At 71.3% G+C, this 23,193-nt stretch carries 17 protein-coding genes; 11 read left to right on the top strand and 6 right to left on the bottom strand.

The window, feature by feature from the left end:
* Window positions 1-38 precede the first annotated feature (38 nt).
* From OG905_RS29720 to OG905_RS29705, 4 genes are all read left to right on the top strand, one after another.
* The gene (locus OG905_RS29720; RefSeq protein WP_328678659.1) at window positions 39-1,241 is read left to right on the top strand and encodes a bifunctional adenosylcobinamide kinase/adenosylcobinamide-phosphate guanylyltransferase; all 1,203 of its coding nucleotides are present in this window, start codon (window positions 39-41) and stop codon (window positions 1,239-1,241) included.
* Window positions 1,242-1,286: 45 nt separating this feature from the next.
* The gene (cobT, locus tag OG905_RS29715) at window positions 1,287-2,375 is read left to right on the top strand and encodes a nicotinate-nucleotide--dimethylbenzimidazole phosphoribosyltransferase (protein WP_328678658.1); all 1,089 of its coding nucleotides are present in this window, start codon (window positions 1,287-1,289) and stop codon (window positions 2,373-2,375) included.
* 80 nt (window positions 2,376-2,455) lie between these two features.
* Entirely contained in the window at window positions 2,456-4,231 is a 1,776-nt protein-coding gene (locus OG905_RS29710; protein ID WP_328678657.1) for a phosphatidylglycerol lysyltransferase domain-containing protein, read from the top strand.
* Complete coding sequence (locus OG905_RS29705; protein ID WP_328678656.1) at window positions 4,228-4,938, top strand: hypothetical protein; 711 nt, start codon at window positions 4,228-4,230, stop codon at window positions 4,936-4,938. The genes OG905_RS29710 and OG905_RS29705 overlap by 4 nt, the downstream gene beginning before the upstream one ends.
* Here OG905_RS29705 and OG905_RS29700 read toward each other — a convergent pair.
* Window positions 4,887-5,642, bottom strand: a complete 756-nt coding sequence (locus OG905_RS29700) for a hypothetical protein (protein WP_328678655.1) — start codon at window positions 5,640-5,642, stop codon at window positions 4,887-4,889. The two genes, OG905_RS29705 and OG905_RS29700, sit on opposite strands and share 52 nt — an antisense overlap.
* 79 nt (window positions 5,643-5,721) lie before the next feature.
* Here OG905_RS29700 and OG905_RS29695 point away from each other — a divergent pair, with 79 nt between their 5' ends.
* Window positions 5,722-6,498: an adenosylcobinamide-GDP ribazoletransferase gene (locus OG905_RS29695; RefSeq protein WP_328678654.1), complete on the top strand. Its 777-nt coding sequence runs from the start codon at window positions 5,722-5,724 to the stop codon at window positions 6,496-6,498.
* Here the strand turns inward: OG905_RS29695 and OG905_RS29690 are convergent.
* The 5 genes from OG905_RS29690 to OG905_RS29670 are packed head-to-tail and all read right to left on the bottom strand — an operon-like array spanning window position 6,495 to window position 13,063.
* Window positions 6,495-7,292, bottom strand: coding sequence for an endo alpha-1,4 polygalactosaminidase (locus tag OG905_RS29690; protein ID WP_328678653.1), 798 nt, complete (start codon window positions 7,290-7,292; stop codon window positions 6,495-6,497). The two genes, OG905_RS29695 and OG905_RS29690, sit on opposite strands and share 4 nt — an antisense overlap.
* Window positions 7,289-7,936, bottom strand: a complete 648-nt coding sequence (locus OG905_RS29685; RefSeq protein WP_328678652.1) for a spherulation-specific family 4 protein — start codon at window positions 7,934-7,936, stop codon at window positions 7,289-7,291. The genes OG905_RS29690 and OG905_RS29685 overlap by 4 nt, the downstream gene beginning before the upstream one ends.
* Window positions 7,933-9,531, bottom strand: a complete 1,599-nt coding sequence (locus tag OG905_RS29680; protein ID WP_328678651.1) for a hypothetical protein — start codon at window positions 9,529-9,531, stop codon at window positions 7,933-7,935. Before OG905_RS29680 ends, OG905_RS29685 begins: the two co-directional genes overlap by 4 nt.
* The gene (gene pelF / locus OG905_RS29675) at window positions 9,504-10,976 is read right to left on the bottom strand and encodes a GT4 family glycosyltransferase PelF (RefSeq protein WP_328678650.1); all 1,473 of its coding nucleotides are present in this window, start codon (window positions 10,974-10,976) and stop codon (window positions 9,504-9,506) included. The genes OG905_RS29680 and pelF overlap by 28 nt, the downstream gene beginning before the upstream one ends.
* Before the next feature lie 32 nt (window positions 10,977-11,008).
* Window positions 11,009-13,063: a hypothetical protein gene (locus tag OG905_RS29670; protein WP_328678649.1), complete on the bottom strand. Its 2,055-nt coding sequence runs from the start codon at window positions 13,061-13,063 to the stop codon at window positions 11,009-11,011.
* Between the two features lie 287 nt (window positions 13,064-13,350).
* Here OG905_RS29670 and OG905_RS29665 point away from each other — a divergent pair, with 287 nt between their 5' ends.
* The 6 genes from OG905_RS29665 (at window position 13,351) to OG905_RS29640 (ending at window position 23,182) form a co-directional block, all read left to right on the top strand.
* Window positions 13,351-14,895 carry a leucyl aminopeptidase gene (locus OG905_RS29665; protein WP_328678648.1) on the top strand — a complete coding sequence of 515 codons (1,545 nt, stop codon included), beginning with the start codon at window positions 13,351-13,353 and terminating at the stop codon, window positions 14,893-14,895.
* 266 nt (window positions 14,896-15,161) lie between these two features.
* Entirely contained in the window at window positions 15,162-16,550 is a 1,389-nt protein-coding gene (gene lpdA / locus OG905_RS29660) for a dihydrolipoyl dehydrogenase (protein WP_328678646.1), read from the top strand.
* Between the two features lie 52 nt (window positions 16,551-16,602).
* Entirely contained in the window at window positions 16,603-18,345 is a 1,743-nt protein-coding gene (gene sucB / locus OG905_RS29655) for a 2-oxoglutarate dehydrogenase, E2 component, dihydrolipoamide succinyltransferase (RefSeq protein WP_328678645.1), read from the top strand.
* Window positions 18,346-18,439: 94 nt separating this feature from the next.
* Complete coding sequence (locus OG905_RS29650) at window positions 18,440-19,063, top strand: GntR family transcriptional regulator (protein ID WP_328678644.1); 624 nt, start codon at window positions 18,440-18,442, stop codon at window positions 19,061-19,063.
* Window positions 19,064-19,326: 263 nt separating this feature from the next.
* Window positions 19,327-22,020, top strand: coding sequence for a pyruvate dehydrogenase (acetyl-transferring), homodimeric type (aceE, locus tag OG905_RS29645; protein WP_328678642.1), 2,694 nt, complete (start codon window positions 19,327-19,329; stop codon window positions 22,018-22,020).
* Window positions 22,021-22,363: 343 nt separating this feature from the next.
* Window positions 22,364-23,182 (top strand): MerR family transcriptional regulator, encoded by an 819-nt coding sequence (locus tag OG905_RS29640; protein ID WP_328678640.1) that lies wholly within the window; start codon window positions 22,364-22,366, stop codon window positions 23,180-23,182.
* Window positions 23,183-23,193 lie beyond the last annotated feature (11 nt).

The raw sequence follows: 23,193 nt of genomic DNA, 5'->3' as shown, positions 1-23,193 counted from the left end.
GCGCGCACGCCCCGCGGTGACGCGGGAGGATCAGAGGCGTGGAACTCACACTGCTCGGCACCGGCGCGCCCGCCGGACTCCCCCGGCCCGACTGTCCGTGCGCCGTCTGCGCCTCCGCGCGCGGGGCGTCCGCGCGGGCCGCCACCGCGCTGCTCGTGGACGGGGCCCTGCTGCTCGATCTCACGCCCGGCGCCGCCCTGGCCGCCGCGCGGGCGGGGCATTCCCTCGTCGGCGTACGGCAGGTGCTGCTGACGCATCCGCACGACGGGCCCGCGGTCGATCTGCCCGCCGGGCTGCCCGCGGCCGGGCGGGTGCCGGACGGGCGGAAGCTGACGCTGATCAGCGGGCACCGGGTGCGGGCCGTGCCGATGGACACCCCGGGCACGGGGTACGAGGTGACGTCGCCGGACGGCGAGCGGGTGCTGTATCTGCCGCCGGGCGGCTCGCCCGCGGGTCTCGCGGAGGGCCTCGCCGCGTACGAGATGGTCGTCGGCGATGTCGTGGGGCGGCCCGACGCGATCGCCCGGCTGCGCGCGTCCGGGGCGATCGGCCCGACCACCGATGTCGTCGCCGTGCACCTGGACCACGACGTTCCCGGCGGCGCCCCGGAGCTGGCTCGCCGGCTCGCGGCCGCGGGTGCGCGGGCGGTGCCCGACGGGACGACGCTGATCGTGGGTGAGTACCACGCCGTACCGGATCTGCCCCGCCGCACCCTTGTCACCGGCGGCGCCCGCTCGGGCAAGTCGCTTGAGGCCGAGCGCAGGCTGGAGACCTTCCCCGAGGTGCTGTACGTCGCGACCGGCGGCAGCCAGGAGGGGGACGCCGAGTGGGCGTCCCGGGTCTGTCTGCACCGCGAGCGCCGTCCCGGCTCCTGGCGTACGGCCGAGACCTGCGATCTCGTACCCCTGCTCGTCGAGGACGGGCCGCCGCTGCTGATCGACTGTCTGTCCCTGTGGCTGACCGACGCGATGGACAAGGTGGGCGCGTGGGACGACGCGACCTGGGCCACGGGTGGCGAGGACGCGCTGCGCGAGCGGGTCGCCGAGCTGGTCGCGGCCGTACGGGCCACCTCGCGCACTGTCGTCGCGGTGACCAACGAGGTCGGCAGCGGCGTCGTGCCCGCCACCGCGTCGGGCCGCCGCTTCCGCGACGAACTGGGCCGTCTCAACGCCGCTTTCGCCGACGAGTGCGAGCACCTCCTGCTGGTCGTCGCGGGCCAGGCCGTCGTGCTGCGCAGCTGACGGGCGCCGCGCAGACACGGCATGGCTGCCGGTACTGTTCGGCGAATGAGCAGGCTGAATCTCGACGACTTCTCCGATCTGATCGAGCGCCCCGACAGTGGCATCCGGCGTGACGCCGAGGAACGCCGGGAGCGGCTGATCGTGACGCCCGGTTCCCTCGGGCGGCTCGACGAGCTGGGCGAGTGGCTCTCCACCGCGCAGGCCTCGGTGCCGGTCAAGCCCATCGTGCAGCCGCGTGTGGTGCTGTTCGCCGGTGATCACGGAGTGGCCCAACTGGGCGTCTCCGCCCGGGAGTCCGGCTCCGCGCACCGGCTCGTGCGCGCCACGCTGGAGGGCGAGAGCCCGGTCGCCGTGCTGGCCCGCCGTGCGGGTGTGCCGGTGCGGATCGTGGACGCCGGTCTGGACTGCGACCCGGAGCTGCTGCCCGAGGAGGTCGTACGCCACCGGGTGCGGCGCGGCAGCGGACGGATCGACGTCGAGGACGCGCTGACGATCGAGGAGACCGAGGCGGCCGTACGCCTGGGCATGGCGATCGCCGACGAGGAGGCCGACTCCGGCACGGATCTGGTCGTACTCGGCGATCTGAGCGTCGGCGGCACCACGCCCGCTTCCACGCTGATCGCCGCGTTGTGCGGCACCGACGCCTCGGTGGTGACCGGCCGCGGCGGCGCGGGCATCGACGATCTGGCGTGGATGCGCAAGTGCGCGGCGATCCGCGACGCGCTGCGGCGCGCCCGGCCCGTGCTGGGTGATCAGCTGGAGCTGCTGGCGGCGGTGGGCGGCGCGGATCTGGCGGCGACGACCGGCTTCCTGCTGCAGAGCGCGGTACGCCGGATGCCGGTGATCCTCGACGGAGTCGTATCGGCGGCGTGTGCACTGGTCGGGCAGCGTGCCGCGTTCCGCGCGCCGGACTGGTGGCTCGCGGGCCAGGTGAGCGGCGAACCGGCGCAGGCGAAGGCACTGGACCGGATGGCGCTCAACCCGCTGCTCGATCAGGGCGTCACTGTGGGGGAAGGAACCGGGGCATTGCTCGCGCTCCCCCTCGTGCAGGCGGCCGCCGCGCTCGCGGCCGAACTGCCGGAGCGTACGGAGCCGGTGGATTCGGTGGAGCCGGTGGAGAGCGATTCGGACTGACGCGACGGCGCCGCGGCCGCCAACCAGGCAGCCGCAGCCTCGCCCATCTCGGCGCGTGATGCCCCATATCATCGCGTTTCATGGGAGAGGTCCGTTTGTCCAGCGTAGAGACGAGCCGAAGCACGAGCCGTAGCACCCACCGTTCACGGCGCAGCGCGGCGTTCGCCGTCTGGTATCTGCGCGCCGTGACGTTCATCAACCTCCTGAGCGCCGTCTGGGTCTCTCTCGGCCAGGATCTGCGGCGCCACAACATCGATAGCTACTTCACGCCGTATCTGCTGACGGCGGGCTTCGCCTCCGGAGCCTTCACGCTCTTCCTGGCCATCACCATGCGCCGCCGCAAGCGGGCCGCGTGGATCCTCAACTTCGTACTGGCGGGGCTCTTTCTGCTGCTCTTCGTCCTCGCGATCGCCGTCGACCCCGACATTCGCGAGCACGCCCAGAACTGGATCTCGCTCGGCCTGACCACCGCTTTCGTGCTCGCCCTGGCGCTCGGGCGCCGGGAGTTCTACGCGAAGGGCGACCGCTCCAACCCCCGGCTGGCCGCGGCCGTCGCCGTCGGCGGGCTGCTGGTCACCTCGCTGCTCGCCGCCATACTCGTCACCGCCACCAACTTCTCGACGGGCCACTCCACTTTCCTGGAGCGCTGGCGCTACGGCGCGATGCGCCTGGTCTCACTCGCCGCCGACGACTCCCGCTTCGCCGGGATCGCGACGCCCGGCTGGGTGAACGTCACGATCAACGTCCTGTCCACACTGCTGCTGCTCGCCGTGCTGTACGCGGCCTTCCGCTCCCGGCGGGCCGTCGACCCGCTCACCGAGGACGACGAGGAACGGCTGCGCGTCCTGCTCCAGCGCCACGGCGACCGGGACTCGCTCGGCTACTTCTCGCTGCGCCGCGAGAAGAGCGTGGTCTGGTCCCCCACCGGCAAGGCCGCCGTCGTCTACCGGGTCGTCGGAGGGGTCTCGCTCGCGTCGGGCGACCCGATCGGCGACCCGGAGGCCTGGCCCGGCGCGATCGCCCCCTGGCTGGCCGAGGCCCGCGAACACGGCTGGATCCCCGCCGTGATGGGCGCGAGCGAGGAAGCGGGCACCATCTACGCGCGGCACGGCCTGGACGCGCTGGAGCTCGGCGACGAGGCGATCGTCGAGACCGACGACTTCACCCTGGACGGACGCGCGATGCGGACCGTGCGCCAGGCCTGCAACCGGGTCAAGCGCGCCGGGTACGAGGTGCGGATCCGCCGCCACGAGGAGATCGCGCCCGAGGAGATGGACGTCCTTCTCCGGCGGGCGGACGACTGGCGCGACGGGGCCACCGAACGCGGCTTCTCGATGGCGCTCGGCCGGCTCGGCGATCCGGGTGACGGCCGCTGCGTGATACTCGAATGCACGGACGGCGACGGCGCGCTGCGGGCGGTTCTGAGCTTCGTGCCCTGGGGCCCCAAGGGCCTCTCGCTCGATCTGATGCGACGTGACCGGGACTCCGAGAACGGCCTGATGGAGTTCATGGTCATCGAACTCCTGCAGCGCGCGAACGAGATCGGGATCACACAGGTCTCGCTGAACTTCGCGATGTTCAGGTCGGTCTTCGAACGCGGCTCGAAGCTCGGCGCCGGTCCGGTGCTGAGGCTGTGGCGCTCGCTGCTCAGCTTCTTCTCCCGCTGGTGGCAGATCGAGTCGCTCTACCGCGCCAACGCCAAGTACCGACCGATCTGGGAGCCCCGTTTCATGCTCTTCGAGAAGAGCGCCGACCTGCTGCGCATCGGCATCGCCGCAGGCCGCGCCGAGGGCTTCCTGGAGGCGCCCGGTCTGCCCAAGTGGATGCACCGCAGACACCTGGAGACCAAGCGTTGAGCACGCTGAGCGCGTTCGCGCGCCGCGAGTGGGGACCCCTGTACTCGACTCTTCGGACGGCGGTCGTCACCGAGAAGTGGCGGGCCGTTCCGATGACGCTCGGGGCGGTCTGCCTCACCGCGTTCTTCCAGTTGGTGCAGAACCAGTCCTGGGGCTTCGGCCCGGTACGCGACATCGGCTTCGTCAAGGCGGATGACCCGCTGTGGGTGGCCCTGCTGCGCACTCCGCTGTCGCTGTTCGTGCCCGCGCTGGATCTGCCGGTGTGGGGAGCGCTGGCACAGGTGCTGGTGGTGTTCGGGATCGCGGAGATCTGTCTGGGCGGGTGGCGGACGCTGGCCATCGCGTACGTGTCGACGCTGGCCGGGACGACGTACGCGCGGATCGGCATCTCGCTCGGTCCCGACCATGTCCTCGGGCTGCCCGCGTCGGACGCCCAGGTCGTCGACACCGGCCCGTCCGCGGCGGTCATCGGTCTCGCGCTCTTCGTCTGCTGGCGCCACCACGCCTGGTTCACGGCCTCGCTGGTGATCGCCTCGATGATCGTCGAGGTGCTGGTCAAGAACAACCTCGCGGGCAAGGAGCATCTGACGGCGATCCTGGCCGTGTTCGCGGTGATCGGGATGTCGGCGCAACGACGGCGAAGGCGGCGCAGACTTCAGCGCTCGCGCACGGCGGGCCGGTCGGGCGCGCCGCCGATCAGGTCCTGAAGCTTGCGCCGCTTGCGGTCCCAGCGGCGGTCGTGGTGGAAGGAGCGCAGCCGGGCCTTGGCGCGGGCCTTGGGCCGGTTGCGGTAGAAGCGCCGGGCCCAGGGCGAGCCTGGCCGGGCAAGACGTACCGCTCCGAAGATCCCCACGAACGGCACCAGAACGCTGATGAGGGCCATCCGTGGCTTGCCCTTGAACATCGTGATGAGCACCAGCAGAAAGTTGATCACCAGCGTCAGGATCAGCGAGGCACGGTCCTGGCGTTCGTCGGCGCTCATGTCGTTGACGCCGAGCGGTGCGAAGCCACTGAGGACCAGCAGCGCCAGGGCCGCGGCGAGCACCACGACCTCCACGCTCTGACGGCCCTGCTCGGTCCAGTAGACGTCGTCGAGATGGAGGATCAGCGCGAACTCGTCCAGGACGAGGCCCGCCCCCATGCCGAAGATGACCGCGCAGACGGCGGCGGCGACGCCGTGCCGGCCGCTGCCGACCGCGCCGAAGCCGCCGATGACGGTGAGGATGACGCCGGGGACCACATGGTGGATGTGCATGCCGCCGGGGGTGACGTTCCGGAACGGCCCGCGCCCCGCCCTGATCATCCGGACGATCGTGCGGGTGATCACGAAGGTGAGCACGAAGGAGGTCAGCGCGAGCAGCATCGGGAGCTTTCCCGGCTCTGTGATGTTGCGGTAAAACCAGTGACCCATGCCGCCTGCTCCCGATATGTGGCTCTTGCGCAATTTACCTTCTGCCGGGCCGACTGTCGGGCCGGGCTACCCTTCGCCGGTGATCTCTTCGGCCGGTATACGTTTCGCTTTCGGCACCCTGACCGTCCTTCCGGTCCGTGTGAAGCGCTGGGACCGGGCCGCGGCACGCGCCGGAATGCTGTGCGCGCCGCTGGCCGGTCTGGTCGTGGGCCTGTGCGCGGCGGGCATCGGCGGAGTGCTGACGCTGCTGGGCTCGGGCCCGCTGCTCGCGGCCGTGGCCACCGTCGCCGTCCCGGCGGCGCTCACCCGCGGCCTCCATCTCGACGGCCTCGCCGACACGGCCGACGGTCTCGGCAGCGCCAAGCCCGCCGAGGACGCACTGCGGATCATGAAGCAGTCGGACATCGGTCCGTTCGGGGTCATCACGCTGCTGTTCGTGCTGCTCGCGCAGGTCGCGGTGGTGGCCGGGCTGTACGCCGAGGGCTGGGCGTACGGCGCGCTCGGCGCGGCGGTCTCGGCCGTGACCGCGCGCCTCGCCCTCACCCTCGCCTCCCGCACGGGCATCCCGGCGGCCCGCCCGGAGGGCCTGGGGGCGGCGGTCGCCGAGAGCGTTCCCGTACGCACCGGGCTGGCCGTCGCGGCGCTGGTCACCGCCGGCTGCGCGGCCGCGGGCACGCTCCTCGGCGGATACGGCGACGCAGTGCACCAGGCACTGGCGGTCCTGGCCGGTCTGGGCGCGGCCCAACTCCTGCTGCGTCACTGCGTACGGCGCTTCGGCGGGGTGACCGGGGACGTCTTCGGCGCGCTGGCGGAAACCGCGGCGACGGCCGCGCTGATCGCGCTGGCCCTCGGCTAACAGGGCCTGCGCCATACCCCCAGCTCGTACTTCTTCAGCATCGAGCTGAGCTTCAGCCGCCGGGCCTCGGGGCAGAACTCACTGGTCTTCAGCTCGTACTCGACATGGAAGACCGCCTTGCCCGCCTCGATGAACGACGTCAGCTCCTCGCACTCCTCGTGCTCCGCGCACTGTTCGTTGACCGCGAAGTCGAAGTCCCCCACCAGCTGCGGGATCTGGTCCAGGTCGTTCTTGAGGCCCACGGACAGGCCGCGGTCGTGGGCGAGGCGGGCGATCAGGCGGTTGTAGCGCAGCTGGTCGGCGGCGGTGACGGGGAAGCCGGTGGTGTTGGCGTAGCCGTCCATGTTGTCCGGCTCGACCGCGTCGAACCCCTTGGTGCGGCACATGTCGATGCGTGCCGCCATGAGGGGTTCGAGGATGTCGGTACGGCGGATGTCGAGCCAGCGCTCGCCGTCCCAGCCGTTGCCCCGGCCGAGGACCGACTTCGGGAACTTCCCGGCGTCCGGGCGGAAGTCCTCCCAGGCGCCGGTGGAGAGATAGCAGATGACCTTGCGGCCTCGGCGGTGCAGATCGTCGACCGCGGACTTGGGGTGGTCGAAGCCGTCGATGTCGTACACCGGCACATCCACGGTCGGATCGAGCCTGCCGCTGAGCTGCCACTGCCAGGCCACACCGGGCTCGGGCTGCCAGCGGCCGGGGGTCGGCCCGGGAGTCGGCTTGTCGTTGTCAGGCGATGTGGTGCAGCCCGCGAGTACGAGCAGGAGCAGCGCGAGCAGCAGCGGAGGACGTCTCACCGGGCGGGCTCCAGGGAGTGCGGGAGGGTGGCCCACGGGTGGGCCCCGGCGCCGGGCACGAGACAGTGCACGGCCGCTGTGGCACGAGCGTCGGAAGGGGCGGCATACACCAGATGGCAGAAGCGTTCGGGCGGGTGGGCGGCGGTCCAGAGCGGGACGGCGGTGCTCCGGTAGGTGTCCCACGGTCCCTCGAACGTGACCAGCAGGTCCACGAGTTCGGCATACGCGGGGTCGGGGTGGACGCCGTGGTTGAGGACGAGGGTCCCGGCTCCGGCCGCGCGGGCGGCGACGGCGAGGCGGCGGTAGTGGGGCAGCGCGTCCAGGTCCGCGGACGCCTGGTCGAGGAAGGCGCCGTCGGTGCCGTACCAGTCGCGGTGGCGCAGCAGGTCCCGTACGACGGCGGCGTGCGGGCGGCGCGCGTAGTCGGTGTCGGCGTATCCGAGGACGCGAACCCCGGCCGCACGCAGCCGCTCGGCGACCACCGCGAAGGCCGGGTCGGGGGCGTCGCCCGGGCCGTCGGCCGGGTTGAGCACCACGCCGTAGATCCGGGGCGCGGCGGCGACAAGGGCGTCCCAGGCGTCGGGCTGTTCGGCGGGATGCTCGTAGTACGGCACCAACTGGTTCTTCACGGAGCGCTTCCTCATATCCGGTGGGCCGTCGCACGGCCCAGCAGAACACACACCAGCCCCGCCAGCAGCCCCGCCGCCCCGGCCGCGACGCCGAGACCGAGGAGCCGCGTGCTTCCGGCGCCGGTGAACAGGGCGACGGTCTGGGCGAGTGCGGCCGTGCAGCAGACCGCGGCCGCGGCGGTCACCGCGCCGAACGACTGGAGCAGCAGCCCCGTCCACAGCGCCGTACCGATGAGCAGCAGGGTGGCCAGCCGGACCCCGCCGAGCGCGGGGGCGTCGGGCCACAGCAGCGTCCCGCCGACGGCGAGCACGAACAGGATCGCGAGATAGCCGGCCAGACACTCGGCGAGCACGGCGGCGGCGCCGCGCCGGAACGCCCGCGAGGTGGTGCTCGCGCGCAGCCCGGTGAGGCTCTCGCCGCGGCAGCGGTGAAGCAGCCATTCGGCGGGGCCCATGCTGAGGGTGAGTGCGACGGCGGACGGCGCGGACACGACGGCGCCGGGTCCGCCGGCGAGGACGTCGCCGAGGGCGGTGTGGAGGACGAGAAGACCGGTACCGAGGCCGAAGAGTCCGTGCGGGATCGAGGCCCGGACGGGCGGCCGGGTCTTTCCCCCACCCCGCCCTCCCCCAGAGCTTCGCCTGGGAGGTACCCCCATCCCTGAACTGGGGCTCCGCCCCAGACCCCGTGCGGTCGCTCCGCCCCCGAACCCCCGCGCCTCAATCGCCGGCGGGGCTGATTTTCTGCCGGTCCGGGGGAACCCCCCGGCCCCCAGCACGCCCCCCGCCAACCACACCGCCGCCCCCAGCGACACCACCAGCAACCCCACCCGCACCGGCACCCCCACCTCGTACGGGATCCCCAGCACCGCCCCCGCCGTCATCGGCAGCAGCGCGCACAGCAGCGCCCGTTCGCGGTCCAGGACCAGCAGGACCGTCGCCGCCGACAGATAAAGCGCCTGGGCCGCGGCGAAACCGGCAGCGGGCCATCGGCCCGGGCCCGGCGACGCCAGCGCCGCGGCCGTCGCAGCCGCCGCGCCGAGCAGCGCACCCGCGGGCGCGCCGGCCAGCAGGGAGCGTGCCGCCGCCTCGCGGTCGCCCAGGCCCAGCCAGGAGTAGGCGCGGTGGGAGAGCGCCTGGTTCCACACCCACCCGGTGAGCGCGCCCGCGAGCAGCGGGGCCAGGCCCGCTCCCCGCAGCAGCGGCGCGCCCAGCACGTAGGCGAGACCCGGCAGCGCGAAGACCAGCCCGCGCAGCAGACAGCCGAACAGCCCCACCCGCCAGGGGTCGACGGGCGGCCCGGGCGGTTCGGGATAGCTGCGCGGTATACGGGCGTACAGCTCCTCCGCCAGGGTGAAGGAGTCCTCGCGGCCGTAGGTGAGCCGGATGTGGTCGTCCGTCATGCCGTCGGATTCGAGGATCGCGGCGATCTCGTCGGGGTGGACCGCCGCCGCGGCCAACTCCTCCATCCGGTCGGCGAGTTCGTCGAGGGGATCGGCGGCCCGGCCGGACCCTTCGCGCTGCCGCGGCACCAGCGGCAGGGTGTCGACGTACCGGCCGGGCGGCCCTTGCCACAGCGGTCCGCTCACCCCAGGGCCCGCTTCGGAGCGCATACGTCTGCGTCCTCGCGCTCGGGCACTGCGGCCAGTTCGAGGTAGATACGGCGAAAGCCGTCCACCGAGCGCCGTAGCGTGAACCGGTCGACGACCCGCTGCCGGGCCAGCCGCCCCAACTCGGCCCGTCGTCCGGCGTCGCGCAGCAGGCCCAGCGTCGCCTCCGCCATCACCGCGGGTTCGCGCGGCGGCACCACGAGCCCGGTGTCACCGACCGCCTCCCGTACACCGCCGACGTCCGTGGAGACAGTGGCGCGACCGCAGGACATCGCCTCGATGAGCGAGAAGGGGAAGCCTTCGCTGATGCTGGACAGCAGCACCACGCTGCCCGACGCGTAGGCGCGGGCGACATCGCTGACCCGCCCCTCCCAGGCGATGCCGTCCACGACACCCAGTTCCGCCGCGAGTTTCTCCAGCCGGGTGCGGTAGGCCTCACCGCCCGCCGGTACCCCGCCGAACAACCGCAGCCGTGCTTCCGGGAGTTCGGCGCGGACGATGGCGTAGGCCCGGATCAGCGTCTCCAGGTCCTTGATCGGGTCGATCCGGCCGGCCCAGGAGATCGTCGGTACGTCCGGTTCGGGTCCTGCCTGTGGGAAGGCGTGCGGGTCGACGCCGTTGTAGACGGTGCGGATACGGTCCACGGGCGCCCCGCCCCGCTCCTCCCACCGCCGGTTGTACTGGTTGCAGGGCGTGATCAGATCGGCCCGCCGGTAGCCGAGCGTGTTGAGCTCCCGGTAGAAGCCCAGCATCAGGGCCTTCACGGGTGCTCGCTGGGCCTCGACGCGGTAGCCGAGATAGCGCTCGCGCAGATAGATGCCGTGCTCGGTCAGCAGGAACGGCACCCCTTCGAACCGCTGGGCCGACAGCGCGGGCAGGGTGGCGAGCCCCGCGCTGACGGCGTGCGCGATCGAGTCGTCGGGGAGCCGCGCCGCCAGCGGCCGCAGCGCGTGCTCCAGCAGATCGGTTGCGGTGAGCGCGTCGTGCACGGTGGGGCGGGACGCGGATATCCGCAGATGCGGCATGGTCCAGATCCATATCAGCGAGCGCAGTACGGACTCCGAGCGCAGCGCGGACGACAGCCGCCCGGCGCGGGCGAACTCGGCCAGCTGGTCCAGCCCTTCGCCGAAGTCGCAGCCCGCCGACGGATCGAGCACCGACAGCAGGAAGCGTTCGTAGACGTCGGTGAAGCGGCGCCGCTCCCGCCCGTGGAGCGGGAGCCGACGGCCCGGCACCGGCCCCCAGAGCGGGAAGGCGGTGTGTCGGTAGACGTTCGGCGGCAGCTCCCAGGTGACCGGCTCACGGCCGGTGCCGGTGAGGGCGACGACGTGGAAGTCGACCTCCGGCATGCCGCGTACGAGCTGGTCGCACCAGGTGGAAACGCCCCCGTGGATGTGCGGATAGGTGCCTTCGGTGAGCATGGTGACATGGCGCCCACGGCTCAGCATCGTTGTCCCCCCTGAACAGCGGTCATCGTCTCTCAGGCGGTCGGCAGCTTGAGCGTGACGGCCGACTGGAGCAGATCCGGCACGGTCCATGCCGAGCGTGCTCCCGCATACGCGGAACCGAACACCGTGCTGCCCAGGAGCAGTTGCTTACGGGTGCCCTCCGGCGCTGTCACCGGCGCGTTCACCCCCGACGGTGCCTTGACGGTGACGGTGTCGCCGATGCGGTACGCGGTCACCTTGCCGTCCGCGAGCTCCTTGTTCCAGACCGCGCGGCGCTGGAGCTCCGTACCGATCTCGCGCTGGCGCGGGTTGACGATCGGGGCGCTGTCGGCGAACAGAGCGCGGTAGTCGGCCAGCACCTTGTCGAGCACCGGGTAGAGGATGCGCTCCTCGGCGAGGTTGGACTGGTGGACGTAGTGCGGGCGCGGGTCGTTGGCCGTGACATGGCTCAGTGCGATACGGGCTTCCTGCGGCACGATGTACGACGCGTAGCCGGTCGCGGGGTCCAGCGGCTCGGCCAGGCAGGTGGAGGCGGGGTTGGTCTCGCAGACGCCGCTGCCCCCGTCGTCCTGCGCGGTGTAGATCCAGTTGTACTCGTCGGCCATCTCGGCGGCGGTGCCGACGTTGTAGTAGACGTTCATGGGGTGGCGCGGCACGGTCAGCGCCGTACCGACCTTGCGCTGCTGCGGCTCGCGGGAGTTGTCGCTCGCGGTCCACTTCACACCGTTGTCGGCGAGTGCCCCGGCGAGGTTCGGATTGTCCTGGGGCTGCTGCGGCAGGGTCATGAGGCCGGAGTGCTCGCCGGTGACCAGCTCGCTGCGGTCGATCGAGATGCCCTTGCCGGTGGCCCAGTTGTGGTTGTCGCGGATCTGCGCGGAGATGTCGGCGCGGCTCGTCCACTGCGTGGTGCCCGCGGCGTCCTCGGCGCACTGCCACGGCACGACCGAGACGTCCTGGATGCAGCCGAGGAACAGATGGGTGTAGGTGTGGTTGATCCAGCGGTACTGCGCGCGGTCGGCCAGCAGCTGGGCGGTGAGCGCGTCGGTGCCGCCGTGCTCGGCCTTCCACTCCTCGCCGGAGCCGGCGTTGTAGACCATGTCAAGGGTGAAGCCGCTGGTCTGTTGCCACTGCTTGGCGTACTGCGCGTCGGCGGCGGTCATCCGGATGTCGGTGGTGGTCGCTTCGGACCCGTCACCGCAGTCGATGTCGCCGGGCGTGCAGTTGCGTCCGGTGTCCCACCGGGCGTCCGGCGCGAAGACGTCGTCGATGTGCACGGCGAAGTACTGGCGGCTCTGCCCGAGGTGGATGCCCTGGGTGAGCCACTCGACCATGCCCCGGGCCAGCACCCGGAACTGGCGCTGGTAGCGGTTGTAGGCGAAGGTCACCACCATCTCGCGGCGCCCGTCGTGGGCGTACTCGCCGATCAGGCTGGCGCGCGCCCCGGCGTCGTCGACCGGGGTGTCCAGATAGCTGGTGAATCCCTCCCTCGGCCTGCCCGCGTAGCCGTAGCTCTCGGCGATCAGCGGGGAGTTGTCCTCGAAGGTGACGGGCCCGTCCAGATACCCGAAGGGTCCTGACGTGCGCCCCGCGGCGGTTACGGCGCTCTTCGCGCCGTCCAGAACGCCCGCGTAGCCGCCGTTGTCGGTGTACTCCAGGCCCACGCCCGGATGGGACCAGGTGTACGCGTCGATCTGGCGGATGCCGAAGGTCTGCTCGTACGCGAAGAGTGCTTCGTTCTCCGCGGCTCCGGCGGCCGACGACGCACCGAAGGGGTCCTCGTCGGGGACGACGACGCCCTGGTACTTGGCGCGCGGCCGCCCGCTGACGGTGTCGCTGAGGAAGGCGGCGTTCACCACCGGCCGCGCAGGATCGTCCAGCCGCAGCAGGCGGTAGGGCACCCCGATGTCCCTGAGCTCGGCGACGATCGCCTCGACCGCGCCCCCTCCGTCGTCGACGACGAGCACCGTCAGATCGATGCGCGGTACCGTGGCGGCCGCCGCTCCCGGCGCCGGTGCGGCGGTTGCCAGCACTCCGGCAGCCAGCAGCGCGGCCGCGATTCTGCCCGCGCGCGGTCCGTACGACCCCATGACTCTCCCCCCTCGCACGGCCGCTCGGACACACGCGTAGCGTGCGGAGGACCTGTGGAGATGATGCAAAGAAGCCCGTTGCCCCCTTGCCCGAATGGGGTGAGTGTGGCTGAGGTCTCGCCGCCCCGGCGCAGAACATGAAAGAGACTCCACGGACGAGTGAATTACCGCCGCCGTGAGCGAGACGTGTGACCGCGCGTAGGCTCTTGCCCGGCGTGGGATGCCGATCCATCCCCTGTCTACGGCTCTACGGCCCCGGAACTCAACGGAAGCGAGATTTCACCACCGTGACTGCTCTCACTCTCAGCACCGCCGGCGCGGCGACGCTCCGCGCCGACGCCCTCGTCGTCGGCGTCGCTAAGGGCGCCAAGGGCCCGGTCGTCGCGCCGGGCGCAGAGGCCGTGGACAAGGCGTTCGACGGACAGCTCGCCTCCGTGCTGGACACCCTCGGCGCCTCGGGTGCCGAGGGCGAGGTGACCAAGCTCCCGGCCCCCTCCTCCCTCAAGGCGCCGGTGATCCTGGCCGTCGGCCTGGGCGCGGTCCCCGAGAAGGGCGAGGCGTTCACCGCCGAATCGCTTCGCCGTGCCGCGGGCGCCGCCGCCCGTGCGCTGGCCGGTTCGAAGAAGGCCGCCTTCGCGCTGCCCGTCGAGGCGTCCGAGGACGCGGAGGCCATCGCTGAGGGCGCGCTGCTCGGCGCGTACTCCTTCACCGCCTACCAGGGCGGCGAGAAGGACGCGAAGAACACCAGGACCGGCAACGGCAACGGCCCGAAGCAGCCGCTCGCCGAGGTCGCCCTGCTCGGCGCCAAGCCGCGCGACAAGGCGTACAAGGCCGCGGCCGAGCGCGCGATCGCGCTGACCGAGGAGATCAACCGCGCCCGCGACCTGGTCAACACCCCGCCGAACGACCTCACCCCCGAGGCCTTCGCCGCCGTGGCCACCGCCGCCGGCAAGGAGCACGGCATCAAGGTCCAGGTCCTGGACGAGAAGGCGCTCCTCAAGGGCGGCTTCGGCGGCATCCTCGGCGTCGGCCAGGGTTCGCAGAACCCGCCGCGCCTGGTCAAGCTCTCCTACACCCACTCCAAGGCGGCCAAGACGCTCGCCCTGGTCGGCAAGGGCATCACCTACGACTCGGGCGGCATCTCGCTCAAGCCGGCCGGCCACAACGAGACGATGAAGTGCGACATGAGCGGCGCCGCCGCGGTGTTCGCCGCCGTCGTCGCGGCCGCCCGCCTGGGTCTCGCCGTCAATGTCACCGGCTGGCTCGCGCTCGCCGAGAACATGCCGTCGGGTTCGGCCACCCGCCCCGGCGACGTGCTGCGTATGTACAGCGGCAAGACGGTCGAGGTGCTCAACACCGACGCCGAGGGCCGTCTGGTCCTGGGCGACGCGCTCACCAGGGCATCCGAGGAGAACCCGGACGCGATCGTCGACGTGGCGACGCTGACCGGCGCGATGGTGATGGCGCTGGGCAACCGCACCTTCGGCATCATGGCGAACGACGACGCCTTCCGTACCTCGATCCACGAGATCGCGGAGGAGGTCGGCGAGCAGTCCTGGCCGATGCCGCTCCCCACCGAGCTGCGCAAGGGCATGGACTCCCCGACCGCCGACATCGCCAACATGGGTGAGCGGATGGGCGGCGGCCTCGTGGCCGGTCTGTTCCTGAAGGAGTTCGTGGGCGAGGGCATCACCTGGGCGCACCTGGACATCGCGGGCCCGGCCTTCCACGAGGGCGCGCCGTTCGGCTACACCCCCAAGGGCGGCACCGGCTCCGCGATCCGCACGCTGGTGAAGCTGGCCGAGCGCACGGCCGACGGCGACCTGGGTTAGTCGCTGCCGGGCCCGGCCCCCGGACCCGTGCCCCGATCGCAGGCGGAGGGAATCTTTGAGCCCGTCCTGCGCTTGAGAACACGGAGGTCCAGGGTCCGGGCCCGCGGTAACCCGGCCCCGGGTCCCGCCGTCCGTCAACAAGTGCGAAGATGGGTTCTCGGCAGGACAGGGCCCCCACCACAGGGCCGAAGAAACAGCGGCCGAACACCAGCCGCCGACCGGTCACAGAGGACCGGCGACCGGCGCACATGCATGGAGGACGTGACGTGGCGAACGACGCCAGCACCGTTTTCGACCTAGTGATCCTCGGCGGTGGTAGCGGCGGTTACGCTGCGGCGCTGCGTGGAGCTCAGCTGGGCCTGGACGTCGCCCTGATCGAGAAGGGCAAGGTCGGCGGCACCTGCCTGCACAACGGATGCATCCCCACGAAGGCACTGCTGCACGCCGGCGAAATCGCCGACCAGGCTCGTGAGGCCGACCAGTTCGGCGTCAAGGCCGCCTTCGAGGGCATCGACATGGCGGCGGTCCACAAGTACAAGGACGAGGTGATCTCGGGCCTGTACAAGGGTCTCCAGGGTCTGATCGCCTCCCGCAAGGTCACCTACATCGAGGGCGAGGGCCGGCTGTCCTCCCCCACCTCCGTCGACGTCAACGGCCAGCGCGTCCAGGGCCGCCACGTCCTTCTCGCCACCGGCTCCGTACCGAAGTCGCTGCCGGGCCTGGAGATCGACGGCAACCGCATCATCTCCTCGGACCACGCGCTGGTGCTGGACCGCGTCCCGCAGTCCGCGATCGTGCTGGGCGGCGGCGTCATCGGCGTCGAGTTCGCCTCCGCGTGGAAGTCCTTCGGCTCCGAGGTCACCGTCATCGAGGGCCTGAAGCACCTCGTCCCGGTCGAGGACGAGAACAGCTCGAAGCTTCTTGAGCGCGCGTTCCGCAAGCGCGGCATCAAGTTCAACCTGGGCACCTTCTTCGAGAAGGCCGAGTACACCGCGGACGGCGTGCGCGTCACGCTCGCGGACGGCAAGGCCTTCGAGGCCGAGGTGCTGCTCGTCGCCGTCGGCCGCGGCCCCGTCTCCGCCGGTCTCGGCTACGAGGAGCAGGGCGTCGCGATGGAGCGCGGCTACGTCCTGGTCGACGAGTACATGCAGACGAATGTCCCCACGATCTCCGCGGTCGGCGACCTCGTCCCGACCCTCCAGCTCGCGCACGTCGGCTTCGCCGAGGGCATCCTGGTTGCAGAGCGGCTGGCCGGTCTGAAGACCGTTCCGATCGACTACGACGGTGTGCCCCGGGTGACGTACTGCCACCCCGAGGTCGCCTCCGTGGGCATCACCGAGGCCAAGGCCAAGGAGATCTACGGTGCGGACAAGGTCGTCGCCCTGAAGTACAACCTCGCGGGCAACGGCAAGAGCAAGATCCTCAAGACCGCGGGCGAGATCAAGCTCGTCCAGGTCAAGGACGGCGCCGTGGTCGGCGTCCACATGGTCGGTGACCGTATGGGCGAGCAGGTCGGTGAGGCTCAGCTGATCTACAACTGGGAGGCTCTGCCGGCCGAGGTCGCGCAGCTCATCCACGCGCACCCGACGCAGAGCGAGGCGCTCGGCGAGGCCCACCTGGCACTCGCGGGCAAGCCCCTGCACTCCCACGACTGAGCCCCCCGGGCGCGACGACCATTCCGCACATTCGTTAGGAGCAACAGAAACCATGTCGGTTTCCGTAACCCTTCCGGCGCTCGGCGAGAGCGTCACCGAGGGCACTGTCACCCGCTGGCTGAAGGCCGAGGGCGAACGAGTCGAGGCCGACGAGCCGCTGCTCGAGGTGTCGACCGACAAGGTCGACACCGAGATCCCGGCCCCGGCCGCGGGCATCCTCGCCTCCATCAAGGTCGCCGAGGACGAGACCGTCGAGGTCGGCGCCGAGCTGGCGATCATCGACGACGGCAGCGGTGCGCCTGCCGCCGCCCCGGCTCCGGCTGCCGCCGAGACCCCGGCCGCCCCCGCCGCTCCGGCTCCGGTCGCCCAGGCTCCGGCCCCGGCCGCCGAGCCCGCTCCGGCCGCTGCCCCCGCGGGCGGCGCCACCGGTACGGACGTCGTTCTTCCGGCGCTCGGCGAGAGCGTCACCGAGGGCACCGTCACTCGCTGGCTCAAGCAGGTCGGCGAGAGCGTCGAGGCCGACGAGCCGCTGCTCGAGGTCTCCACGGACAAGGTCGACACCGAGATCCCGGCCCCGGCTTCCGGTGTGCTGCTGGAGATCACCGTCGGCGAGGACGAGACCGCGGAGGTCGGCGCCAAGCTGGCCGTGATCGGCGCCGCGGGTGCCGCTCCGGCCGCGGCTCCCGCGCCCGCCGCCCCGGCTCCGGCCCCGGCTGCTCCGGCTCCGGCTCCGGCTGCCCCTGTGGCTCCCGCGGCCCCGGCCGCTCCGGCTCCGGTCGCTGCCCCCGCGCCGGCCCCGGTCGCCGCTCCGGCTCCGGCTCCGGTCACCGCAGCCCCGGCTGCTCCGGCCGCGCCCGCCGCCGAAGCGAGCGACGCGTACGTGACCCCCCTGGTCCGTAAGCTCGCCGCCGAGAGCGGCGTTGACCTGGCCTCGGTCAAGGGCACCGGCGTCGGTGGCCGTATCCGCAAGCAGGACGTCATCGCAGCCGCGGAGGCCGCCAGGGCCGCCGCTGCCGCTCCGGCTCCTGCCGCCGCACCGGCCGCCGCGAAGGCTCCGGCCCTCGAGGTGTCCCCGCTGCGCGGTCAGACGGTCAAGATGACCCGCATGCGCAAGGTCATCGGCGACAACATGATGAAGGCCCTGCACACCCAGGCTCAGCTGACCTCGGTCGTCGAGGTCGACATCACCAAGGTGATGAGGCTGCGCAACCAGGCCAAGGACGCCTTCGCCGCCCGTGAGGGCGTCAAGCTGTCCCCCATGCCGTTCTTCGTGAAGGCCGCTGCCCAGGCGCTGAAGGCCCACCCGGTCATCAACGCCCGGATCAACGAGGACGAGGGCACCATCACGTACTTCGACTCGGAGAACATCGGCATCGCCGTGGACTCCGAGAAGGGTCTGATGACGCCGGTCATCAAGGGCGCGGGCGACCTGAACCTGGCCGGTATCTCCAAGGCCACCGCCGACCTGGCCGGCAAGGTCCGCGGCAACAAGATCACTCCGGACGAGCTGTCCGGCGCGACCTTCACCATCAGCAACACCGGCTCGCGCGGCGCCCTGTTCGACACGGTCATCGTGCCGCCGAACCAGGCCGCCATCCTGGGCATCGGCGCCACCGTCAAGCGTCCGGCGGTCATCGAGACCGCCGAGGGCACCGTCATCGGCGTCCGTGACATGACGTACCTGGCGCTCTCCTACGACCACCGCCTGGTGGACGGCGCCGACGCGGCCCGCTACCTGACGGCCGTCAAGGCGATCCTGGAGGCGGGCGAGTTCGAGGTCGAGCTCGGCCTGTAGGGCTCAACAGCAGTACGACGGCGCCCCGTCCGGAGTTGTTCCGGACGGGGCGCCGTATTGTCAGGGGTGCCAGATCGTTTCCGGAGGAGCCCTCATGACCCCGCCCGTCGTCCACTCGCTGCGCGAACAGATCCGCGAGCACATCGTGGAGGGGATCGTCAGCGGCCGCTGGAAGCCCGGCGAGCGGATCGTGGAGCGGCGCATCGCGACCGAGCTGCAGGTCTCCCAGACGCCCGTGCGCGAGGCGCTGCGGGAGCTGGAGAGCCTGCGGCTGATCGAGTCGGCGCCCAACAAGGGCGTACGCGTACGGAATCTCACCGCCGCCGATCTGGAGGAGAGCTACCCCGTACGGGCCGGTCTGGAGCAGATCGCCGCCGAGCTGGCGGCCGGGCGTCTCGCCGACGACTGCTCGGCGCTCGAGCCGCATGTGGCGGCGCTGCACGAGGCGGACCGGGCCGGGGACTCGGCGGCGCAGGTGCGGCACACGGTCGCCTTCCACCGGGAGCTGGTACGGGCCGCGCGCAACGGCGTACTGCTGCACACCTGGGAGGGGCTGGGCATCGAGGTGTTCACGGCGCTGTCGATCCGGTGGCTGGGGACGGTGCAGAAGTCGTACGCGGAGGAGCACGAGGAACTGGTGGCGGCGTTCCGGCGGCGCGACCCTGAGATCGGCGCGCTGGTCAAGGCTCACGTCCTCGGCTGCGCGCCGCGGGCTTGATTTTCAGCCCGTCCGGCGTTTGAGGACGGACACACCGGGTGACCGGGCGGACCGCGATGACCGGCGCCTGCCGGAAACGCCCCGTTTCGCGACGGCACCCTGTGCCCCATTTCGCGGCACTGGATGCCAATTTCCCGCCAAGCTTTGATCGATCATCGATCAGGGACTTACAGTCGTCTCCGGGTCCACCGACCCACCCGCCCTGTCCTGCCAGACACGGCACCCCCTATCTCCACCCCCCTCCTGTCCGGAAGGCGGCGACCATGCCCGACCCCGTACGCGTACGCAAGCTTCCGAGCGAGCTCGACCAGCTCCCGGACCGCGACGCCGAGGAAACCGCCGAGTGGGCGGCGTCTCTCGACGCCGTCACCGAGCACGCAGGACCGCACCGCGCCGCGTATCTGATGCGCCGTACCCTCCAGCACGCCGAGACGGCCGGGGTTCCCGTGCCCCGGCTGCTGGAGACGGACTACGTCAACACCATCCCCACCTCCGCCGAGCCCGCGTTCGACGGTGACGAGGCGATGGAGGCCCGCATCACCGCGTGGAACCGCTGGAACGCGGCCGCGATGGTCACCCGCGGTTCCCGCTTCGGCGTCGGCGGCCACATCGCCACCTTCGCCTCCGCCGCCTGGCTCTACGAGACCGGCTTCAACCACTTCTTCCGCGGCAAGGAGGGCGACGGCAGCGGCGACCAGCTCTACATCCAGGGCCACGCGTCCCCCGGCATCTACGCCCGCGCCTTCCTCGACGGACGCCTCACCGAGGCGCACCTCGACAACTTCCGCCAGGAGGCAGGCGGCAACGGCCTCCCGTCCTACCCGCACCCGCGGCGCCTGCCCTGGCTGTGGGAGTTCCCCACCGTCTCCATGGGCCTCGGCCCGCTCTCCGCGATCTACCAGGCGCGCTTCAACCGCTATCTGCACAATCGACGGATCAAGGACACGTCGCGCTCGCACGTCTGGGCCTTCCTCGGCGACGGCGAGATGGACGAGCCCGAGTCGACCGCCGCCCTCGCGCTCGCGTCGCGTGAGCGGCTCGACAACCTGACCTTCGTCATCAACTGCAACCTGCAGCGCCTCGACGGCCCGGTCCGCGCCAACTTCAAGATCGTGCAGGAGCTGGAGGCGCAGTTCCGCGGCGCCGGCTGGAATGTCGTCAAGTCGCTCTGGGGCTCCGCCTGGGACGAACTGTTCCAGCTGGACACGACGGGCGCGCTGGTGCGCCGCCTGCGCGAGGTCCCGGACGCGCAGTTCCAGACGTACGCCACCCGCGACGTCGCGTACATCCGCGAGCACTTCTTCGGTGCCGAGCCCGCGCTCGTCGAGCTGTCGAAGCTGATCAGCGACGCGAAGATCGCCGAATGCTTCTACACCTCCCGCGGTGGCCACGAGGCCCGCAAGGTGTACGCGGCGTACCGCGCGGCCGTCGAGCACAAGGACGCGCCGACGGTGATCCTCGCGCAGACGGTGAAGGGCTACACCCTCGGCAAGGGCTTCGAGTCCAAGAACGCCAACCACCAGATGAAGAAGCTGACGACCGACGAGTTCAAGGGCATGCGTGATCTGCTCGGACTCCCGATCGCGGACAGCGCGTTCGCCGACGGTCTGGTGCCCTACGGCCACCCCGGCGCCGACTCCGCCGAGGTCCGCTACCTCCAGGAGCGCCGCGCCGCCCTCGGCGGACCGGCCCCGGCCCGACGGGTGCACGCGGTCGCGCTGCCCGGACCCGATGAAAACACCGCGCGTGGCTTCAAGGCGCTCGAAAAGGGCTCCGGCAAGCAGGAGATGGCCACCACCATGGCGTTCGTACGCCTGGTCAAGGACCTGATGCGGGACAAGGAGACCGGCAGGCGCTGGGTCCCGATCGTCCCGGACGAGGCCCGCACCTTCGGTATGGAGTCGCTCTTCCCGTCGGCCGGTATCTACTCCCCGCTGGGCCAGACGTACGAGCCCGTCGACCGCGACCAGTTGATGTACTACAAGGAGGCCAAGGACGGCCAGATCCTCAACGAGGGGATCACCGAGGCCGGGGCCATGGCTGACTTCATCGCCGCCTCGACGTCGTACGCGACGCACGGCGAGCCGATGATCCCCTTCTACATCTTCTACTCGATGTTCGGCTGGCAGCGCACGGCCGACCAGATGTGGCAGCTCGCCGACCAGCTCGGCAAGGGCTTCATCGTCGGCGCGACGGCCGGCCGAACGACGCTGACCGGTGAGGGCCTTCAGCACGCGGACGGCCACTCGCATCTGATCGCGTCAACGAACCCGGCGTCGCTCAACTACGACCCCGCCTTCGCGTACGAGATCGCGGTCATCGTCAAGGACGGTCTGCGCCGGATGTACGGCCAGGCCCCCGAAGACAACGAGAACGTCTTCTACTACCTGACGGTCTACAACGAGCCGAAGGTGCAGCCCGCGATGCCTCAGGGCGTCGAGGAGGGCATCCTGCGCGGTCTCTACCGCTTCAAGGAGGGCGCGCCCGTCACCGCCGACGCTCCGCGGCTCCAGCTCCTCGCCTCCGGCACGGCCATCCACTGGGCCCTTGAGGCGCAGGAACTGCTCAGCTCCGACTGGGGAGTCACGGCCGACGTCTGGTCCGCGACCTCGTGGGGCGAGCTGCGCCGGGACGCGCTGGAGGCCGACGAGGCCCTGCTCCACGGCGAGCAGCGCACCCCGTACGTCACTCAGGCGCTGGAGGGCGCACCGGGCCCGGTCCTGGCGGTGTCCGACTGGATGCGCCAGGTCCCCGACCAGATCAGCCAGTGGGTCGAGCAGGACTACTCCTCGCTCGGCACGGACGGCTTCGGCCTGTCGGACACGCGTGAGGCGGCCCGTCGACACTTCGGCGTGGACGCCCAGTCGATCACGGTCGCGGCGCTGGCCCAGCTGGCCAGGCGCGGTGAGGTCCCGGCCTCGGCCGTGAAGGAGGCGCGCGAGCGCTACGGCCTCTGACGTCTGCTGTTGCTACGGACCCCCGGTGGCCGGACGGCCGCCGGGGGTTAGGCCCTGTCCGGCCGATCTTGCCGGGCTCGCGTGTCCTGGCACGCTCCCCCACAGCCTTCGGCGTGGGAGGGGCCCCCACCCCCGTAGCCCTTCGGGCACGGGAGGTGCCCCCATGCCGCGTTGCGTCAGTCGCCGACGCTCCGCTGCCTTCGGCGGGGGGACCCCCATCCTCCAGCTTGCGATCGCACGCACCAGACCCCGCTCCCTGATCCGGCCTGATCCAAAAGACAGGCCCTAGTCGTAGGTGATCCTTGACCCTGACACCGTGTGAAGGCCTGCACTAGGGGGCGTCATGTTCACCATCGGAGACTTCGCCAGGCACGGCCGTGTGTCGGCCCGCATGCTGCGTCACTACGACGCGATCGGGCTGCTGCGCCCCGAGCGCACCGACCCGTTCAGCGGTTACCGCTACTACGCGGCGGCCCAGCTCGCCCAGCTCAACCGCATCATCGCCCTCAAGGATCTCGGCTTCACACTGCAACAGGTGCAGGAGATCCTGGAGGGCAAGGTGAGCACCGAGGAGCTGCGCGGGATGCTCGCGCTGCGGCGGGCGGAGCTGGAGGCGGCGATGGCCGAGGCGGCCGCGAGGCTGTCCCAGGTCGAGGCGAGGCTCCGGTCGATCGAGAGCGAGGGGCACATGCCCACCGAGGACGTCATCATCAAGAGCATCCCCGCGGTACGGGTGGCCGAACTGACCGCTGTCGCCGCGAGTTACGGACCCGAGCACATCGGCCCGGTCATCAGCCCGCTGTACGAAGAGCTGTTCCGGCGCGTGGAGGCGGCTGGCGTGAGGCCGACGGGACCCGGCATCGCGTACTACGAGGACGCGCCCGGGGGCGACGGCGCGATCCTGGTGCACGCGGGAGTCACCGTCGCGGCCGGCCCGCAGCCCGGCTTCGACTTCGAGATCGTCGACCTGCCCGCCGTCGGGCGGGCAGCGACGATCGTGCACCGCGGACCGATGGACGCCGTGATGCCGACGGCCCAGAACCTGGCCCGCTGGATCGACGCGGGCGGCCACCGCTCGGCGGGCTACGCACGCGAGGTCAGCCTCGAATGCCCGGCGGACCGCGAGAAGTGGGTGACCGAGCTCCAGGAGCCGCTCGTCTGACCTCCGTCATC

Source organism: Streptomyces sp. NBC_00322 (genome assembly GCF_036147535.1).
Taxonomy (GTDB): Bacteria; Actinomycetota; Actinomycetes; order Streptomycetales; family Streptomycetaceae; genus Streptomyces.
This window is presented reverse-complemented; position numbering and strand designations above follow the sequence as displayed.

Coding starts and splice junctions, on each gene's coding strand:
- OG905_RS29700 (WP_328678655.1), bottom strand. CDS start 5,642: ATGGGTCACTGGTTTTACCGCAACATCACAGAGCCGGGAAAGCTCCCG.
- OG905_RS29710 (WP_328678657.1), top strand. CDS start 2,456: ATGGGAGAGGTCCGTTTGTCCAGCGTAGAGACGAGCCGAAGCACGAGC.
- OG905_RS29680 (WP_328678651.1), bottom strand. CDS start 9,531: ATGCGCTCCGAAGCGGGCCCTGGGGTGAGCGGACCGCTGTGGCAAGGG.
- pelF (WP_328678650.1), bottom strand. CDS start 10,976: ATGCTGAGCCGTGGGCGCCATGTCACCATGCTCACCGAAGGCACCTAT.
- OG905_RS29670 (WP_328678649.1), bottom strand. CDS start 13,063: ATGGGGTCGTACGGACCGCGCGCGGGCAGAATCGCGGCCGCGCTGCTG.
- OG905_RS29685 (WP_328678652.1), bottom strand. CDS start 7,936: ATGAGGAAGCGCTCCGTGAAGAACCAGTTGGTGCCGTACTACGAGCAT.
- cobT (WP_328678658.1), top strand. CDS start 1,287: ATGAGCAGGCTGAATCTCGACGACTTCTCCGATCTGATCGAGCGCCCC.
- aceE (WP_328678642.1), top strand. CDS start 19,327: ATGCCCGACCCCGTACGCGTACGCAAGCTTCCGAGCGAGCTCGACCAG.
- OG905_RS29650 (WP_328678644.1), top strand. CDS start 18,440: ATGACCCCGCCCGTCGTCCACTCGCTGCGCGAACAGATCCGCGAGCAC.
- sucB (WP_328678645.1), top strand. CDS start 16,603: ATGTCGGTTTCCGTAACCCTTCCGGCGCTCGGCGAGAGCGTCACCGAG.
- OG905_RS29640 (WP_328678640.1), top strand. CDS start 22,364: ATGTTCACCATCGGAGACTTCGCCAGGCACGGCCGTGTGTCGGCCCGC.